General features: G+C 60.5%; 16 protein-coding genes. 11 read left to right on the top strand and 5 right to left on the bottom strand.

The features are described from left to right. Positions 1 to 2: 2 nt before the first annotated feature. Entirely contained in the window at positions 3 to 677 is a 675-nt protein-coding gene (locus tag AC3I0A_RS08870; protein WP_489377317.1) for a response regulator, read from the bottom strand. A gap of 174 nt (positions 678 to 851) precedes the next feature. On the opposite strand from AC3I0A_RS08870, the gene dsbD reads away from it, so the two are divergent. Genes dsbD through dsbG form a run of 3 tightly spaced genes read left to right on the top strand, consistent with a single transcriptional unit; the run spans position 852 to position 4,204 of the window. Continuing rightward, positions 852 to 2,588, top strand: a complete 1,737-nt coding sequence (gene dsbD, locus AC3I0A_RS08865) for a protein-disulfide reductase DsbD (RefSeq protein WP_489377316.1) — start codon at positions 852 to 854, stop codon at positions 2,586 to 2,588. Beyond that, a complete protein-coding gene (locus tag AC3I0A_RS08860) occupies positions 2,589 to 3,461 on the top strand; it encodes a TlpA family protein disulfide reductase (protein ID WP_489377315.1) in 873 nt (290 codons plus the stop codon). It begins immediately after the preceding gene. Then, positions 3,437 to 4,204 carry a thiol:disulfide interchange protein DsbG gene (dsbG, locus tag AC3I0A_RS08855; protein WP_489377313.1) on the top strand — a complete coding sequence of 256 codons (768 nt, stop codon included), beginning with the start codon at positions 3,437 to 3,439 and terminating at the stop codon, positions 4,202 to 4,204. Before AC3I0A_RS08860 ends, dsbG begins: the two co-directional genes overlap by 25 nt. 293 nt (positions 4,205 to 4,497) lie before the next feature. Here the strand turns inward: dsbG and AC3I0A_RS08850 are convergent, their stop codons facing one another. Both AC3I0A_RS08850 and AC3I0A_RS08845 read right to left on the bottom strand, forming a co-directional pair. After that, positions 4,498 to 5,298 (bottom strand): substrate-binding periplasmic protein, encoded by an 801-nt coding sequence (locus tag AC3I0A_RS08850; RefSeq protein WP_489377311.1) that lies wholly within the window; start codon positions 5,296 to 5,298, stop codon positions 4,498 to 4,500. 94 nt (positions 5,299 to 5,392) lie between these two features. Then, complete coding sequence (locus AC3I0A_RS08845; RefSeq protein WP_489377310.1) at positions 5,393 to 6,025, bottom strand: TetR/AcrR family transcriptional regulator; 633 nt, start codon at positions 6,023 to 6,025, stop codon at positions 5,393 to 5,395. 161 nt (positions 6,026 to 6,186) lie between these two features. On the opposite strand from AC3I0A_RS08845, the gene AC3I0A_RS08840 reads away from it, so the two are divergent. The 8 genes from AC3I0A_RS08840 (at position 6,187) to ppnP (ending at position 15,511) form a co-directional block, all read left to right on the top strand. Further along, the gene (locus AC3I0A_RS08840; protein WP_489377308.1) at positions 6,187 to 7,977 is read left to right on the top strand and encodes an acyclic terpene utilization AtuA family protein; all 1,791 of its coding nucleotides are present in this window, start codon (positions 6,187 to 6,189) and stop codon (positions 7,975 to 7,977) included. 12 nt (positions 7,978 to 7,989) lie between these two features. Then, entirely contained in the window at positions 7,990 to 8,859 is an 870-nt protein-coding gene (locus AC3I0A_RS08835; RefSeq protein WP_489377307.1) for an SDR family oxidoreductase, read from the top strand. A 3-nt stretch (positions 8,860 to 8,862) separates the two neighbouring features. Beyond that, positions 8,863 to 10,479, top strand: coding sequence for a geranyl-CoA carboxylase subunit beta (gene atuC / locus AC3I0A_RS08830; protein WP_489377306.1), 1,617 nt, complete (start codon positions 8,863 to 8,865; stop codon positions 10,477 to 10,479). A gap of 19 nt (positions 10,480 to 10,498) precedes the next feature. Next, positions 10,499 to 11,656, top strand: coding sequence for a citronellyl-CoA dehydrogenase (atuD, locus tag AC3I0A_RS08825; protein WP_489377304.1), 1,158 nt, complete (start codon positions 10,499 to 10,501; stop codon positions 11,654 to 11,656). After that, on the top strand, positions 11,653 to 12,450 hold the full coding sequence (locus tag AC3I0A_RS08820; protein WP_489377303.1) for an enoyl-CoA hydratase/isomerase family protein: 798 nt from the start codon (positions 11,653 to 11,655) through the stop codon (positions 12,448 to 12,450). Before atuD ends, AC3I0A_RS08820 begins: the two co-directional genes overlap by 4 nt. A 140-nt stretch (positions 12,451 to 12,590) precedes the next feature. Continuing rightward, positions 12,591 to 14,564: an acetyl/propionyl/methylcrotonyl-CoA carboxylase subunit alpha gene (locus AC3I0A_RS08815; protein ID WP_489377302.1), complete on the top strand. Its 1,974-nt coding sequence runs from the start codon at positions 12,591 to 12,593 to the stop codon at positions 14,562 to 14,564. Positions 14,565 to 14,615: 51 nt separating this feature from the next. Then, positions 14,616 to 15,158 carry a 3'-5' exonuclease gene (locus AC3I0A_RS08810; RefSeq protein WP_489377301.1) on the top strand — a complete coding sequence of 181 codons (543 nt, stop codon included), beginning with the start codon at positions 14,616 to 14,618 and terminating at the stop codon, positions 15,156 to 15,158. Between the two features lie 68 nt (positions 15,159 to 15,226). Continuing rightward, complete coding sequence (gene ppnP / locus AC3I0A_RS08805; RefSeq protein ID WP_489071360.1) at positions 15,227 to 15,511, top strand: pyrimidine/purine nucleoside phosphorylase; 285 nt, start codon at positions 15,227 to 15,229, stop codon at positions 15,509 to 15,511. Positions 15,512 to 15,589: 78 nt separating this feature from the next. Here ppnP and AC3I0A_RS08800 read toward each other — a convergent pair whose 3' ends face one another. Together AC3I0A_RS08800 and AC3I0A_RS08795 are read right to left on the bottom strand one after the other, a co-directional pair. Further along, positions 15,590 to 16,396 (bottom strand): MOSC domain-containing protein, encoded by an 807-nt coding sequence (locus tag AC3I0A_RS08800; protein WP_489377300.1) that lies wholly within the window; start codon positions 16,394 to 16,396, stop codon positions 15,590 to 15,592. 177 nt (positions 16,397 to 16,573) lie between these two features. After that, entirely contained in the window at positions 16,574 to 17,509 is a 936-nt protein-coding gene (locus AC3I0A_RS08795; RefSeq protein WP_489377299.1) for a chemotaxis protein CheV, read from the bottom strand. Between the last annotated feature and the right edge of the window lie 35 nt (positions 17,510 to 17,544).

Genomic DNA, 17,544 nt, shown 5'->3' with positions numbered 1-17,544 from the left:
GGCTACTGCTCCCCGCCATCCGCCGGCCCCAGGCGATAGCCCAGACCGCGTACGGTTTCAACGATACCGTTGCCGAGTTTGCGCCGCAGGTGGTGGATATGCACGTTCAGGGCATTGCTTTCCAGTTCATCGTTGAAACCGTAGACGCTGTCTTTCAACTGCTCGCTGGACAGCACGCGCCCGCGGTTGTGCAGCAATGCCTGCAACAGCGATTGCTCGCGTCGCGACAGATCCACCGGCTGACCGCCGAGCTGGGTTTCGCGGCTGCTGGGGTTGTAGGTCAGGCGCCCATGTTCGATCAGATTGACGCTGCGCCCGGCGACCCGGCGCAACAGGGTGTGCAGGCGAGCGGCCAGTTCGCGCAGGTCGAAGGGCTTGAGCAGGTAGTCATCGGCGCCTGCCTGCAAACCGTCGACGCGGTCGGTGACCGAGTCGCGCGCGGTCAGAATCAGTACCGGAATCTCCAGTCCGTGATGGCGCAACTGCTGAAGCAGCTTCAAGCCATCTTCGTCCGGCAGCCCCAGGTCGAGCACCATGACATCGAACTCGGCGACTTTGAGCATCGCGCGGGCAGCCGAGGCCGTGGCGACATGCTCCACGGTCAGACCCTGGGCCGTGAGGCCGGCAACGATGCCACTGGCGATCAGCTCATCATCTTCACAGACAAGTACGTGCATGGTGAGACCTGTAGAAAAGCATTGATTAAGACGGTAGCGGATTAAGCGGGCATTATGCCCTGCCCCTGCAAACATCAGGAAAAGTCCTGCAAGCCAGCGATAGACGGGTTAATCACCGGTTAATCGCCGCCCGACATTGTGCTCATCAACTGCACTGCCCTAAGGCTTTATTTCATGCGTCGACTATTTATTTTATTTTTTGTGCTTATCTCGGGCCTGGCTCAGGCGGGACCGAATCCGTTCGAGACCAAGCCTGACTTTCTGCCGGTCGGCCAAGCTTTCATGTTCACCTCCGAACGACTCGAGTCAGGTGAAACCCAACTCTTCTGGCAAATTGCCGACGGCTACTACCTGTACCAGCAACGCCTGAAATTCGATGGTCTGGCCGACGCCGGCAGACCGTCGTTGCCTGAGGGTGAGGCCCACAGCGATGAGTTCTTTGGTGAACAACAGGTTTATCGCCAAGGCCTGGAACTACGGATCCCGGCCGGAGCCAGTGGCCAGATCAAGGTCAGCTTTCAGGGTTGCGCCGATGCCGGCTTGTGTTATCCGCCGCAAACCGAGGTCGTCGATCTGGGTGGCAGCACAACGGTAGCAAACGCAATGCAAGCACCGGATCAAGCACTCGCCAGCGGCCTGCAACAACGCGCCCTGGGCTGGAGCCTGCTGGTGTTTTTCGGTCTGGGCCTGCTGCTGGCGTTCACCCCGTGCTCACTGCCGATGTTGCCGATTCTCGCCGGTTTGATCGTTGGTAGTGGCGCCAGTCCCAAGCGTGGTTTTGTTCTGGCCAGCAGTTACGTGGTCAGCATGGCGCTGGTGTACGCCGCGATGGGCGTTCTCGCCGCTCTGCTCGGCGCCAACCTGTCGGCGCTGTTGCAGCAACCCTGGATATTGGGCAGTTTCGCGGCGGTGTTCGTGCTGTTGTCTTTGCCGATGTTCGGCCTCTTTGAACTGCAACTGCCTGTCGCCGTGCGTGATCGTCTGGAGAGCATCGGCCGCACACGTCGCGGCGGCAGCCTGATCGGTGCCGGAGTGCTGGGGGCCTTGTCCGGCCTGTTGGTGGGCCCGTGCATGACCGCGCCGCTGGCCGGTGCCTTGCTGTATATCGCCCAGAGCGGCAATGCGCTGCATGGCGGGTTGATCCTGTTCGCCATGGGCATCGGCATTGGTGTGCCGCTGTTGCTGCTGGTCACTGTCGGCAATCGCTTCCTGCCCAAGCCCGGCACCTGGATGAACCTGCTCAAGGGGATCTTCGGCTTCCTGTTCCTGGGCACCGCCATCTTGATGCTTCGCCCGGTGCTCGATGAGTCGCTGTGGATCGGTTTGTGGGGCGCGTTGTTGCTGGTCATGGCCTATGCCGGCTGGCGGCAAACCGGTGGCTTCGGGCGCGCCGCCCATGTGTTCGGCGCAAGTTCGGTGCTGTCTGGATTGTGGGGCTGTGTTTTGTTGATCGGTGCCGCTGGCGGCAGTGATGATCCTTGGAAACCGTTGCAGGTCTACAGTGCTTCACGTTCAGTCAGCGTTGTCGGCGCGACGGCACACGACGCCTTTACCACCGTCAAAGACTCTGCCGCGCTGCAATACGAACTGGACACCGCCAAGGCTCAAGGTCAATGGGTATTGCTGGACTACTACGCTGACTGGTGCGTGTCGTGCAAAATCATGGAAAAACAGGTATTCGCCAAAGCTCACGTACTGGAAGCACTGAAAGACGTGCACCTGTTGCGTCTGGACGTTACCGCCGACAACGCCGCCAGCCGCCAATTGCTCAGTCGCTATAAGGTGCCGGGGCCACCGAGCCTGCTGTGGATCGGCCCGAATGGCGAAGAACGTCGCAGTCAGCGCATCACCGGCGAAGTCAATGCCGAGGTTTTCCTGCAACGCTGGACGATCACCCGGGAAGCCCTTTAAATGCTGACCTTTACCCTCGGCACCTTTGCCATCGCGCTCAACCATCTGTTGCTGATCAGTGCCCTGGCACTGGCCACGCTGGTGGGTTGGCGTGTCGCCAAACGCGGTGGCGAGAATCCCGAATCGGTGCTGTTCAGCCTGTTTCTGTTGGGGATGTTGGCGGCTCGCGTGGGGTTCGTCGTCGCCTACTGGCCCCACTACCGTAATGACCCGTGGCAGATCATCGACCTTCGTGACGGCGGTTTCCTGGCCTGGCCGGGGGTCATCGTCCTGCTGCTCGGCGCGGTGATTTGGTGCTGGCGACGGCCCGCACTTCGGCGGCCACTGGGCGCAGGTGTGGGCAGCGGGTTGCTGTTCTGGCTGCTGGCGAGTTTTTCCCTGAATATCTACGAGCAAGGCACTCGTCTGCCCGACGTCGCCCTGCGCAATGTCAGCGGTGAAACCGTGCAACTGACCGGTTATCAGGGCAGGCCATTGGTGATCAACCTCTGGGCCACCTGGTGCCCGCCCTGTCGGCGGGAAATGCCGGTGCTGGAGAACGCCCAGCAGCAACGCCCGGACCTGACCTTCCTGTTCGTCAATCAGGCCGAAAGCATGCAAAGCGTCAGCACCTTCCTCGCCACCCAGGGCCTGAGCCTGACGAATGTGCTGTTCGATGGCGGCGGCCGTTTGGGCCAGGCAGTCGGTTCCATGGCATTGCCGACTACGCTGTTCTACAGCGCCGACGGACGCTTGCTCGCCAGCCATTTGGGTGAGCTGTCCGAAGCCAGCCTGGCTCGCGCCCTGGAAAATTTTGATAACCCGAATTCGACGTCGGCCACGCAGGCCGCCCCTTCAAGGAAACTGCCATGCCCCGCATCCGCCACCTGCTGACCCTGACGCTGGGCGCAGCGTTGCTGCAAATCCCGCTGCTTCAGGCCGAAGAGCTGCCAGCACCAATCCGCATGATCGAAGCAAAAGGCGCAAAAATCATCGGCAGCTTCGACGCCCCCGATGGCTTGCGTGGCTATGCCGCGCAATACCAGAACCGTGGCATGGCCTTGTACCTGACCCCGGACGGCAAACATGTGGTGGTCGGCAACCTGTTCGACGCCGACGGCAACGACTTGAGTCAGGCACCGCTGCATAAACTGGTCTATGCACCGATGGCCAAGGAAGTCTGGGCCAAAATGGAAAACAGCAACTGGATCGCCGATGGCAGCAAGGATGCACCACGCATCGTCTACCTCTTCAGCGACCCCAACTGCCGCTACTGCAATATGTTCTGGAAACAGGCCAGGCCCTGGGTGCAAGCCGGCAAGGTCCAGCTACGGCACATCATGGTCGGCATCATCCGCGAAGACAGCCCGGCGAAATCCGCTGCACTGTTGGCCAGTAAAGACCCGCAGAAAGCCCTGGAAGACCACGAGAAATCCGGCCAGGGCAGTGCACTGAAACCACTGACCACCATCCCCGCCGAGATCCAGGCCAAGCTCGCCGCCAACATGCAGTTGATGGAAGACCTGGAACTGTCAGCGACCCCGGCGATTTTTTACATGGACGACAAGGGCGAGTTGCAACAACAGCAAGGCGCGCCGTCGCCGGACAAGCTGGTGAAGATTCTGGGGCCGAAGTGACGATCTGTGTCGCCTGAGCGGACGCCTTCGCGGGCTTGCCCGCGAAGAGGCCAGTGCAGTCACCCGCAATCTTTCAACCGTTCTTACAACCCTCCAGCTCCGCCATCGGATCATTCAATCGATCTATCTTCTCTTCGCTCATGTCGGTTGCGGCAAGCCCGTCGATGTAGCCCGCCAGTTCTTCCACCGTGCTGCACAACGCCTCAGAGGGCTGCCCATCAAGGTGCCAGGTCAGGCGCTGACATTCCGGGTCGCGAGCAGGAGGCGATGCAACGCAATCAGCGGGCGCTATTTCAGGTTTTCGGCACCGGCACGACGGCGATCCTGTACGGTTCGAAAATCTTCAGCATCTGGCCGTTTTCCCGCAGACGCTGAAGCAGCTTGCCAAACGCCTCACCGGTAATCGCAGCTTGCGGTCGAATCAGCGCGTAGTGGTGATACACCTGATCAATACGCTGGGACACCAGCAACTGATCCGCCACTTTGTCATTGCGCAGCAGGTAGTCGCTCAAATACGAACGCGTCACCAGCGCAACGTCCGCCCTGTTGCGCAGGACCATCAGCAGGTTACTGTCGTGGGAATAGGTCAGCGTCGCTTTGTAGTTTTCGGCGAGGAACTTGGGATCGGCATTGAAATTGGCAAAGGCGTAGTGATAACCGCTATACAACGCCAGACGCTTGCCCTTCAAGTCAGCGAAATAGTTCTGCTGACGATCGGGTTCGCGCTGTGCGACAAAAACCTCGGCATCTTCCAGGCCCATATCGACGGTGGTATGGGCGATATCCTTCCAGCCCCAGTCCGGGTTCTCGAAAATCGCCATGTCGGTCCGACCTTCCTTGAAGTCATCGAAACGTCGAGGAATCGAAGTCGGCACCAGCTTGAACAGATAGTCTTTTTGCACTGCGTTCAAGGCTTCCACCAACTGCGGCAGCAAGCCTGTATCATCGCCTTTCTCCGGGCGAACGGTGTATGGCGGGAAATGCGCAGCCCCCACCTTGACCTCGACCGGGTCCGCAGCCCAGGTCGGCAGAATGAAAAGCGCACCCAGCGCCACCAGGACAACTCGCGAAGCCTTCCGCATTGGCGAAAACATCAAGGCCATACACCTCAGGAAATACAGTCGATACAACAAGCTAGGCGGTTTCGCCCACTTAGACAATGTTGCGCAGCCTATTTAATTAATTGCGTTACAACCGCTGGTGGTCTTCAAGCACCAGAATCAGCGCCTCATCCGCCAATTGATCGAGGCTCATGCTGCCCTCGGCACGAAACCAGGTGGTGGTCCAGGACAAGGCACCGGTCAAAAAGCGCCGGGTGATGAAGACATCGCCTCGAATATAACCAGCGTCCTTGGCCTCACCCAGCACCTGCAGCCAGATCTGTTCGTAAATATCGCGCAACGCCAGCACCTGGGCCTGGCCTTCTTCGGACAACGAGCGCCACTCATACACCAGCACCGCCATCGCCTCGCCGCTGCCGCCCATGATCGATTGCAGTTCACAGCGGATCAGCGCCAGCACCCGCTCGCGCACGCTGCTCGCCTCAGCCAACGAAGCACGCATCAACGCGGTGTTGTAGCGGATGGTTTCCTCCATCACCGCGCGCAGGATTTCGTCCTTGCTTTTGAAGTGATGAAAAATGCTCCCGGACTGAATGCCCACGGCGCTGGCCAGATCACGCACGGTGGTGCGCTCGTAGCCCTTGTTGCGAAACAGGTGAGCGGCCATTTGCAGCAGTTTGCCGCGGGCACTTTCCGGGTCGGTCAGTTGCCCGTTATCGACCAGGTCGCGCATTACCAGCAGGGCTTTTTGCTCGTCCACGCGTTCACTCCTACATGCACTTCAATAAACCGGGGTTGCGCGGGCAATTTAAGCTGGCGAGGACAACCAAGCAAGCGCTCGGGGAGAAGAATTTCCGGCATTTACAAACCAAGCGCTTGCTTGGTAATCTCGATACAATTCTTTCGCAGAAGGTCTCTGTCATGAGCAAGACCGTGCGCATCGGTTGCGCCAGCGCGTTCTGGGGCGACACCTCTACCGCCGCAGGGCAATTGGTGGAGGGTGGCCGTCTGGACTACCTGGTGTTCGACTATCTGGCCGAGATCACCCTGTCGCTGTTGGCCGGTGCGCGAATGAAGGATCCCCGGGCCGGTTACGCCAACGACTTCGTCGAAGTCCTCAGCCCGTTACTGTCAGAAATTTCCCGGCAACATATCCGGGTCATCAGCAATGCCGGCGGGATCAATCCCCACGCTTGCGCCGCAGCCCTGCAAGCGGCCTGCGATCAAGCGGGGGTCAAGCTGAAGATTGCCGTGCTGCTCGGCGATGACCTGCAACCGCAGTTCAAACAGCTGAGCAGCAGCGGCATTCATGAAATGTTCAACGGTACACCGCTGCCTGCGATGTGCGTCTCGACCAATGCCTATCTCGGCGCTCCGGGTATCGTCGAAGCGTTGCGGCTGGGGGCGGATATCGTCATTACCGGGCGAGTGGTCGACAGCGCCGTGGTCAGCGCCGCGCTGGTGCTCGAGTTCGGCTGGTCCTGGCACGACTACGACAAACTGGCCCAGGCCGCACTGGCCGGGCATATCATCGAATGCGGTGCCCACTGCACCGGCGGCAACTTCACCGACTGGCGCGACGTGCCGGACTACGAACACATCGGTTTCCCCATCGTCGAAGTCAGTGCCGACAGCCAGTTCATTGTCACTAAACCCGAAGGTTCCGGCGGACTGGTCACGCCACTGACCGTGGGCGAACAGTTGCTCTACGAAATCGGCGACCCGCGGGCCTATCTGTTGCCCGATGTGGTCTGTGATTTCACCCAGGTCAAACTCCAGCAGCAAGGCAAAAACACCGTACAGGTTCACGGTGCCAAAGGCCTGCCGCCCACCGACCAGTACAAAGTCAGCGCCACCTTCCCGGATGGCTTTCGCTGCACCGCCAGTTGTCTGATTGCCGGGATCGATGCGGTTGCCAAGGCGCGGCGGGTCAGCCAGGCGATCATCGACAAAACCTCGGAAATGTTCAGCCTGCGCGGTTGGGCGCCTTACAGCGAAGTGAATATCGAACTGCTTGGCAGCGAGGCCACCTATGGTCCTCATGGCCAGCGCCAGGACAGTCGCGAAGTGGTGATCAAACTGGCGGTGCGTCATCCGGATAAGCAGGCACTGACCCTGTTCTCCCGGGAAATCGCCCAGGCCGCCACTGGCATGGCGCCGGGTTTGACCGGGATAGTCGGCGGGCGGCCAACGGTGTATCCGCTGATCCGGCTGTTTTCGTTTCTGATCGACAAATCCGCCTGCGAGCTCAAAATTGAAATGGCCGGGAAACGTCATGCCTGTGCCCTGCCTGAGCTCGATCACCTCGACGCTACCGCCCTGCCCGTCCCGTTCGAGCCACCCAACGCCGAAGGACGCGCCGACGCCAGCGTGGCACTGGTCAAGCTGGCGGTCGCACGCTCCGGCGACAAGGGCAATCACAGCAATATCGGGGTTATGGCGCGCCAGCCCGAATACCTGCCCTGGATCGCCGAAGCGCTGACGCCGGCAGTGATCGTCGACTGGATGAGCCACGTCCTCGATCCACTGCACGGGCGCGTCGAACGCTGGTATTTGCCGGGCACTCACAGCCTGAATTTTCTGCTGGAAAACGCCCTTGGCGGCGGCGGTGTCGCCAGCCTGCGGATCGACCCGCAAGGCAAGGCCTTCGCCCAGCAGCTGCTGGAGATCCAGATTCCGGTGCCGCAACGCATCGCCGACCAAGTCAACTAGAGGACTGTCGCCATGGCTTACAACTCCATCTTCAAAGCCGATTTGTTCGCCGACCAGACCATCATCGTCACCGGCGGCGGCAGCGGTATCGGCCGTTGCACCGCCCACGAGCTGGCCTTCCTCGGTGCCCATGTACTGTTGGTCGGGCGCAAGGCCGACAAGTTGAAAACCGTCGCCGCGGAAATTCTCGAAGACGGCGGTAAAGCCAGTTACCAGACCTGCGATATCCGCGACGAAGACGCGGTCACGGTGCTGATCAGGCAACTCATCAGCAAACATGGACCGATTCACGGCCTGGTCAACAATGCCGGCGGTCAGTACCCGGCACCCCTGGCAACGATCAGCCAGAAGGGCTTCGAAACCGTGCTGCGGACCAATCTGGTGGGCGGCTTCCTGATGGCCCGGGAAGTGTTCAATCAGTCCATGAGCGAGCACGGTGGCGCCATCGTCAATATGGTCGCCGACATGTGGGGCGGCATGCCCGGCATGGGCCACTCCGGCGCCGCGCGTTCGGGCATGGACAACTTCACCAAAACCGCCGCTTTCGAATGGGGTTACGCCGGGGTGCGAGTCAACGCCGTGGCACCGGGCTGGGTCGCTTCCAGCGGCATGGACACCTATGAAGGTGCCTACAAAGCAGTGATTCCGACCTTGCGCGAACATGTGCCGCTCAAGCGCATCGGCACTGAGTCGGAGGTCAGCGCGGCGATAGTCTTCCTGCTCAGTCCGGCGGCGGCCTTCATCAGCGGCAGTACCTTGCGCATCGATGGCGCTGCCAGCCTCGGCGGTCGCGCATGGCCAATACACAAGGCGCAACACAGTGAGTCCTTCAATGGTTTTCACCGTGCTGAATTACCGGACGTGCTCAAGGGTAAGGAATAGTCCATGCCGGCGATTCAGTCCCTGCTCGACCCGCACAGCGCGCAATTCGCCAAGAACCGCGAAGCCATGCTGGCTGCTGTCGCGCAGGTTCGCCAGCTGGAGCACAACCTGCTGAGCAAAGCGGCCGCGGCCAAAGCGAAATTCGCTAAACGCGGGCAGCTGTTGCCCCGCGAACGGCTGAACCTGCTGCTTGATCCCGGCGCGCCGTTTCTCGAACTGGCGAGCCTGGCCGGCTACACGCTGCACGACGACAAGGACGGCAGCCAGGCCGGTGGCGGGCTGATCGCCGGGATTGGTTATGTGTCCGGAGTGCGGGTCCTGGTGGTCGCCAACAACAGCGCGATCAAGGGTGGGACCATCTCCCCCAGCGGCCTGAAAAAGTCCCTGCGCCTGCAGCAGATCGCCATGGAAAACAAACTGCCGATTGTGACGTTGGCGCAAAGCGGCGGTGCCAACCTCAATTACGCTGCGGAGATTTTCGTCGAGGGCGCCCGCAGCTTTGCCAACCAGGCACGGATGTCGGCCATGGGTCTGCCGCAGATCACCGTGGTGCACGGCTCGGCGACGGCCGGCGGGGCTTATCAACCGGGGCTGTCGGACTACGTGGTGGTGGTGCGCGGCAAGGCCAGGCTGTTTCTGGCAGGTCCGCCGCTGCTCAAGGCGGCCACCGGCGAAGTGGCCACTGACGAAGAGCTGGGCGGCGCCGAGATGCACGCGCAAATCGCCGGCACTGCCGAGTACCTGGCCGAGAATGATGCCGATGGTCTGCGCATCGTCCGCGAAATTGTCAGCCTGCTGGCGTGGAATGCGCAGTTGCCCGGGCCGTCGGCCAGGACCTGGGCCGAGCCGCTCTATCCGATCGACGAGTTACTCGGTTTGATCCCCGACGATCCGAAAAAGCCCTATGACGTTCGGGAAATCATCGCCCGGCTGGCAGACGGTTCGAGCTTCCTCGAATTCAAGGGCGAGTACGACCGACAAACGATCTGCGGCCACCTGCAGATCCAGGGTCGGCCCTGTGGTTTTATCGGCAACAACGGCCCGATCACGCCCAAAGGCGCGAGCAAAGCTGCACAGTTCATTCAGCTCTGTGACCAGAGCCAGACGCCGCTGCTGTTCTTCCACAACACCACCGGATTCATGGTCGGCACCGAGTCGGAACAACAGGGCGTGATCAAGCACGGCGCGAAGATGATCCAGGCGGTGGCCAATGCCCGCGTACCGAAACTGACCATCATCGTCGGCGGCTCCTACGGCGCCGGTAATTACGCGATGTGCGGCCGCGGCCTCGACCCACGCTTCATCTTCGCCTGGCCCAACAGCCGCACCGCCGTGATGGGCGGCGCCCAGGCCGGCAAGGTGCTGCGCATCGTCACCGAGGCCAAACAGGCCAAGGACGGTTTGATCGCCGATCCGCAGATGCTCGACATGCTCGAACAGGCCACCGCGCACAAACTCGACAGCCAGTCCACGGCGCTGTACGGCAGCGCGAATCTGTGGGACGACGGCCTGATCGATCCACGGGATACACGGATATTGCTGGGCTATCTGCTGGATATTTGCCACGAGGCCGAGGTTCGTCAGCTACAACCCAATAGCTTTGGTGTCGCGCGTTTTTGATCTCAGGAGAACAACAAGAATGATCTTCACCCAGGAACACGAAGAACTGCGGCGCACGGTCCGCAACTTTGTCGATCGCGAGATCAATCCCCACGTCGACGAATGGGAAAAGGCCGGGCGTTTTCCGATCCATGAGATTTTCCGCAAGGCTGGCGACCTGGGTTTGTTGGGGATTTCCAAGCCGGAAAAATTCGGCGGCATGGGCCTCGATTACAGCTACTCGATCGTCGCCGCCGAAGAATTCGGCAGCATCCATTGCGGCGGGATTCCGATGTCCATCGGTGTGCAGACCGATATGTGCACCCCGGCGCTGGCGCGCTTCGGCTCCGATGAACTGCGTGAAGAGTTCCTGCGCCCGGCCATCAGCGGCGAATACGTCGGCTGCATCGGCGTCTCGGAAGTCGGCGCCGGTTCCGACGTCTCAGGGCTGAAAACCACTGCCCGCAAAGACGGCGACGACTATGTGATCAACGGCAGCAAGATGTGGATCACCAACTCGCCGAGCGCCGATTTTATTTGCTTGCTGGCCAACACCTCGGATGACCAACCCCACGTCAACAAATCGCTGATCATGGTGCCGATGAACAGTCCCGGCATCAGCCTCGGCTCGCACCTGGACAAGCTCGGTATGCGCAGTTCGGAAACCGCCCAGGTGTTTTTCGACAACGTGCGCGTGCCGAAGCGTTATCGCATCGGCCATGAAGGCGCGGGGTTCATGATGCAGATGCTGCAGTTCCAGGAAGAACGCCTGTTTGGCGCGGCGAACATGATCAAAGGCCTGGAATACTGCGTCGACAGCACCATCGAATACTGCCGCGAACGCAAGACATTCGGTAATGCACTGATCGATAACCAGGTGATCCATTTCCGCCTGGCCGAGCTGCAGACCGAAATCGAATGCCTGCGAGCGCTGGTCTATCAAGCCACCGAGCACTACATCAAAGGTCAGGACGTCACGCGTCTGGCCTCGATGGCCAAGCTCAAGGCCGGGCGCCTGGGTCGGGAAGTCAGCGACAGCTGCCTGCAATACTGGGGCGGCATGGGCTTCATGTGGGACAACCCGGTGGCCCGGGCTTATCGCGATGTGCGGCTGGTCTCGATTGGCGGCGGCGCCGACGAAATCATGCTGGGCATCATCTGCAAACTGATGGGCATCCTGCCTGGGAAAAAACCATGAGCCCGCTACCCGCCTGCGAAACACTGTTGCTGGAACCCCACAGCGGTGTGTTGCATATCACCTTGAACCGACCTGAAAGCCGCAACGCCATGAGCCTGCAAATGGTCGCGGAGTTGCGTGCGGTGCTGGCTGCGGTGCGTGACGACCGGCAGATCCGCGCCTTGGTCATCGGCGGCGCTGGCGGCCACTTCTCTGCTGGCGCTGACTTGAAAGATATGGCCATTGCCCGCGTCCAGGGTGCGGCAGCTTATCGCGAGCTGAACCGCGCCTTCGGGGCCCTGCTGGAAGAGACCGAACAAGCGCCGCAAGTGGTGATCACTCTGTTGCAAGGCGCAGTGCTGGGCGGTGGTTTTGGCCTGGCTTGCGTCAGCGACATCGCGATAGCCGATCATCAAGCGCAGTTCGGCATGCCGGAAACCAGCCTCGGCTTGCTGCCGGCGCAAATCGCCCCGTTCGTAGTCAAGCGCATCGGTCTGACCCAGGCTCGCCGGCTGGCACTGACCGCGGCGCGCTTTGACGGCAATGAAGCCGAGCGTCTGGGCCTGGTGCATTTTGTCGAACAGGATCCGCAAGCCCTGGCCGAACGCCTCGACGAAGTCCTCGCGCACGTCCTCTGCTGCGCACCCGGTGCCAATGCCGCGACCAAAGCCCTGCTGCTGGCCAGTGTCGAACAACCTCAGGCGGCATTACTGGATCAGGCCGCCGACTGGTTCAGCTTTGCGGTGACCGGGCCGGAAGGTATCGAAGGGACCACGGCGTTCATGCACAAACGCGCGCCGATCTGGGCGCCCTGAAAAGCATTCGCGGGCAAGCCCGCTCCCACAGGGGATCTCCAGTGTGAACACAATTGGGTGATCACTTCAGAGCTAATGTGGGAGCGGGCTTGCCCGCGAAGACGGCCTGATAGACACCGCAAAAACAAAGGAATCACTCGATGCCCGCCTTCAGCAAAATCCTGATCGCCAACCGCGGTGAAATCGCCTGTCGCATCCAGCGCACCGCTCAGGCGCTGGGTTACCGCACGGTCGCGGTGTTCAGTGATGCCGATGCCGACGCGCGCCATGTGCAATTGGCCGACGAAGCCGTGAACATCGGCCCCGCGCCCGTGCAGCAGTCCTACTTGAACAGCGCCGCCATCATCGACGCGGCACGGCGCAGTGGCGCCGATGCGATCCATCCCGGTTATGGCTTTCTCTCGGAAAACGCCGCATTCGCCAAAGCCTGCAAGCACGCCGGGATCACCTTTATCGGTCCCGACCCCGAAGCCATCGAGCTGATGGGCAGCAAACGACTGTCCAAGGTCGCCATGCTTGCCGCGGGTGTGCCGTGCATCAGCGGCTATCAAGGCACCGAACAGGACGATGCAACCCTGAGCCGCGAAGCCGGGCGCATCGGTTATCCATTGATGATCAAGGCCAGCGCCGGCGGTGGTGGACGCGGCATGCGCCTGGTGCACGAGGCCCGCGAACTGCTGGCGCAAATCCGCACCGCGCGCTCTGAAGCCCTGCATGCGTTTGGCAGCGACGAACTGATTCTGGAGCAAGCGCTGATCGAACCGCGACACGTGGAAATCCAGTTGTTCGGCGACCAGCACGGCAACCTGATCTACCTCGGCGAGCGCGATTGCTCGATCCAGCGCCGTCATCAGAAAATCATCGAGGAAGCACCCTGCCCGGTGATGACCGCCGAGTTGCGCCAGGCCATGGGCGAAGCGGCGCTCAAGGCCGGTCGCGCGGTGAACTATGTCGGCGCCGGGACCGTGGAATTTCTGCTGGATCAGCGCGGGCAGTTTTACTTTCTGGAAATGAACACCCGCTTGCAGGTCGAGCATCCGGTGACTGAACTGATCACCGGCCTGGACCTGGTGGCCTGGCAACTGCACGTCGCCGCCGGGCTGCCTTTGCCATTGCGCCAGGAGCAGATCGAGCTCAAGGGTCATGCGATCGAAGTGCGTTTGTACGCAGAGGACCCGGCAGCGGATTTTCTGCCACAAACCGGTGAGATCGTGCGCTGGGAACCGGCGTTGCAAGACGGCGTGCGCATCGACCATGGGCTGCTCGAAGGCCAGACTGTCAGTCCGTTCTATGACCCGCTGCTCGGCAAAATCATCGCCCACGGCGCCACCCGCGAAGAAGCCCGGCGCAAGTTGCTGCGAGCGGTCGAGGACAGTGTGCTGCTGGGCCTGCAGAGTAATCAGCGCTTGCTGGCCCATCTGCTTGATCACCCGCAGTTCATTGCCGGTGAGTTCAGTACGGCGTTCATCCCTCAGTATTTTTCCGACGACCCCGGCTTGTATCCACACACACCCACCGCCGAAGAACTGGCCATCGCCGCCGCGCTGTTCTATCAGCATTCGGCCAGCACCCATTCAACCACGCTCGCGGGGTGGCGCAACAACGCCAAGGTGCCGCTGCACTACCGCATCGGACTGGATGAGGCGCAGTGGACACTGGAACTGACCGCCCTGCCCTCGGGAAGTTTGCACGTTCAGCACGCCGAAAAAACCTTCGAACTGAAGTTGCTCAATTGCGATGGCCGTTGGGCCAGCCTTGAACTCAATGGTATCCGTCGACGTTACGCCTACCGGCTCGATGCCGGGCAGTTGTGGCTGTTCACCCGTCCCGGCAGCCTGCATCTGCGCGATCAAACCTGGGCATTTGTTAGCAGCCAGTTCAGCAGCCAGGTCAGCGTCAGCTCCGGCACCCTGAAAGCGCCGATGGATGGCGCTATCGTCGACGTCCTGGTCAGCGAAGGCAGCCAGGTCAGTAAGGGCCAGCTATTGCTGGTGCTCGAAGCGATGAAAATGGAACATCCGCTCAAGGCCGGTATCGATGGCGTGATCAAACACATCCAGGTCAGCCTGGGCGACCAGGTGAAAAACCGGCAAATTCTGCTGGAGGTCGAATAAGCAACTCGCTACGCTCAGCCTTATCGGGACGCGCAAATCAGGAAGCCTGCGATGCCTCACTGGCTGGTAATTGATCTGGAAGCCACAACCGATGACGGCGGTTGGCCGGTGGCCGAGATGGAAATCATTGAAATCGGCGCCACATTGGTGAACCGCGAAGGTCGGGAGCTGGATAGCTTTCAACGGTTCGTACGCCCGTTGCGCCGGCCGTTGCTGACGCCGTTCTGTTGCAAGCTGACGCACATCACTCAAGCCAATATCGATGCTGCCCAACCCCTGACCGAGGTCTGGCCGCTGTTTGAACGCTGGCTCGACCAGCATCAATCACGTCTGGACGGTTGGGCCAGCTGGGGTGATTACGATCGCAAGCAACTGGAACAGGATTGGCGACGCCTGGAGCTGCAGAGCGCCCTCAGCCAGGTGCCCCACATAAATCTCAAACAGCGTTTTGCCAAGGCCCGTCGACTGGAACGGCCGCTGGGACTCAATGGTGCGCTGCAACTGGCCGGGATGCAGTTCACTGGCCAACAGCACCGGGCATTGGAGGATGCGCGTAATACAGCACGTTTATTGCCGCTGATTCTTCCGCTCTAGACAGGTGACGAGTTATTTAGGCTTGTGCATACTGGCCAGCCTTTTTAGCCTATTTCGAGGAATCGCCCATGTTTAAAGTCAACGAGTACTTCGACGGCACCGTCAAGTCGATTGCCTTCGGAACCACTGAAGGTCCGGCCACTATCGGCGTCATGGCACCGGGCGAATACGAATTCGGCACCAGCCAGCGTGAAATCATGCATGTGGTGTCCGGCGCTCTGACAGTCAAACTGCCGGAGAGCAGCGACTGGGAAACCTTCGCCGCCGGCAGCCAGTTCAATGTTCCGGCCAACAGCAAGTTCCAGCTGAAGGTCGCTGTCGACACTGCTTATCTGTGCGAATACCGCGGCTAATAGCCTGGTTGTTTGCTGTAGATACAAAAATGCCCGTATCAAGCGATACGGGCATTTTTTATTCAAGGTGGCTCAGGGTCACTCGATAATCGTCACTGGCATACCGACCTCGAGCCGGCCATTGTCGTCGTTGACCAGATTCTGGCCGAACATCGCGCCATCTTCTTGCGCCCGGTACTTTTGAAGCGTGGCCAAAGGTTCACGATCAGCACTGCGCTCGCCAGTCTGTGGGTCGATGGTGGTGAGGATGCAGCGCGAGCAAGGTTTGACCACGCGGAACTCGACATCGCCAATGCGCACCCGCTTCCAGCTGTCTTCGGCAAAGGCCTCACTGCCTTCGATCACCAGATTGGGGCGAAAACGCAGCATCTCCAGCGGGCGCCCGACGCGGCTCGACAAATCGTCCAGCGAAGCCTGACCAATCAACAACAGCGGAAAGCCATCGGCAAATGCCACCTGATCATCGTCTCTACCGTAGCCCGCCTGAGTGGTACGAGCACGCTCGACCGGCACTTGCACCAGCCGCGTGGGCTTGCCGATGAACTCACTCAGCCAGGCCCCCGCCTCGTCGCCGGCATCCGGAACCCGCAAGGTGTCACGCCAGATGGTCACGCCACGCAGCTCTGCTTCGTCGCCAGGCAGAGGGACATCGATGACCAAACGCCCGGGAGCACTGAGGGTCAGGCCGCCAGCGGCATTCCACAGAGCCGAGAGCTGGCTCATTTCAGGCACTGCACGCTGGGTCAGGAAGCGTCCGCTGGCCTCATCCACCAACATCCAGCGTCGATCCCCGTCCAGCCCCAGTTGATCCAGGGTGATTTGTTGCAACGGTTCGCCCTTGCCGGACTTGAGTGGATAACGATAAAGCGCGCTGAGACGCAGCATGAGCCAGCTCCCTGTTGGGCCAAAACGTCACCCTATACGAGCTTGACCGCCGAATCAAAGGCAGACGGTGTGAGCGAGCTTGCTCGCGATGGACTCAAGGGCGGCGCGTTTATTCAGAAAACACGCGTTATCGTTAACGTCCATCGCGAGCAAGCTCGCTCCTACATTTAGAGCTCCTCAGGCAGGAACTTCGTCCAGCATCAGCCGCTGGCGAACCACGTCGACCAGTTTGTCCGGCTGGAATTTGGACAGGAAGTTGTCGCACCCGACCTTCTTCACCATCGAATCGTTGAAACTGCCGGACAACGATGTGTGCAGGACCACATACAAACCGCGCAGGCGTGGATCGTTACGGATTTCAGTGGTCAGACGGTAGCCGTCCATCTCTGGCATTTCCGCATCGGTGAAGATCATCAGCAGCTTGTCGGTCATGACCACGCCGGTGTCAGCCCAGGCCTTGAGCATGTTCAACGCCTTGAGACCGTCACTGGCGATGTGCATCTTCACCCCAAGCTGGCCCAGGGTATCGCGCAACTGGGACAAAGCCACCTTGGAATCATCGACCAACAATATTTCGCGACCGCGAGCGCGCGCAAGCAACGGGTCATCGAGTTTGTCGCGGGAGACCTTGGCGTTGTACGGCACGATTTCGGCCAGGACTTTTTCCACATCGATGATCTCGACCAGTTGATCGTCGACCTTGCTGATGGCAGTCAGGTAATGCTGGCGACCGGCGCTGGTCGGCGGTGGCAGAATCGCTTCCCAGTTCATGTTGACGATGCGATCGACGCCACCGACCAGAAATGCCTGCACCGAACGGTTGTACTCGGTCACGATGATCGTGCTGTTCGGCCCCGGCACCAGCGGCCGCATGCCGATCGCCTGGGACAGGTCAATCACCGGCAGCGTCTGACCACGCAAATTGACTACGCCGCAAACAAACGGATGGCGCTGAGGCATCAGTGTCAACTTGGGCAACTGCAACACTTCCTGCACTTTGAAGACGTTGATCGCAAAAAGCTGCCGACCGGCCAGGCGGAACATGAGAATTTCCAGGCGATTCTCACCCACCAGTTGCGTGCGTTGATCTACCGTGTCGAGAATGCCGGCCATTAATGACTCCTGGGCGTGTTCTGATGAATTCACTA

This window comes from Pseudomonas sp. KH_024_B2 (assembly GCF_057839965.1).
The sequence above is the reverse complement of the archived record's forward strand: the minus strand, read 5'-3'. Positions and strand labels throughout refer to the sequence as shown.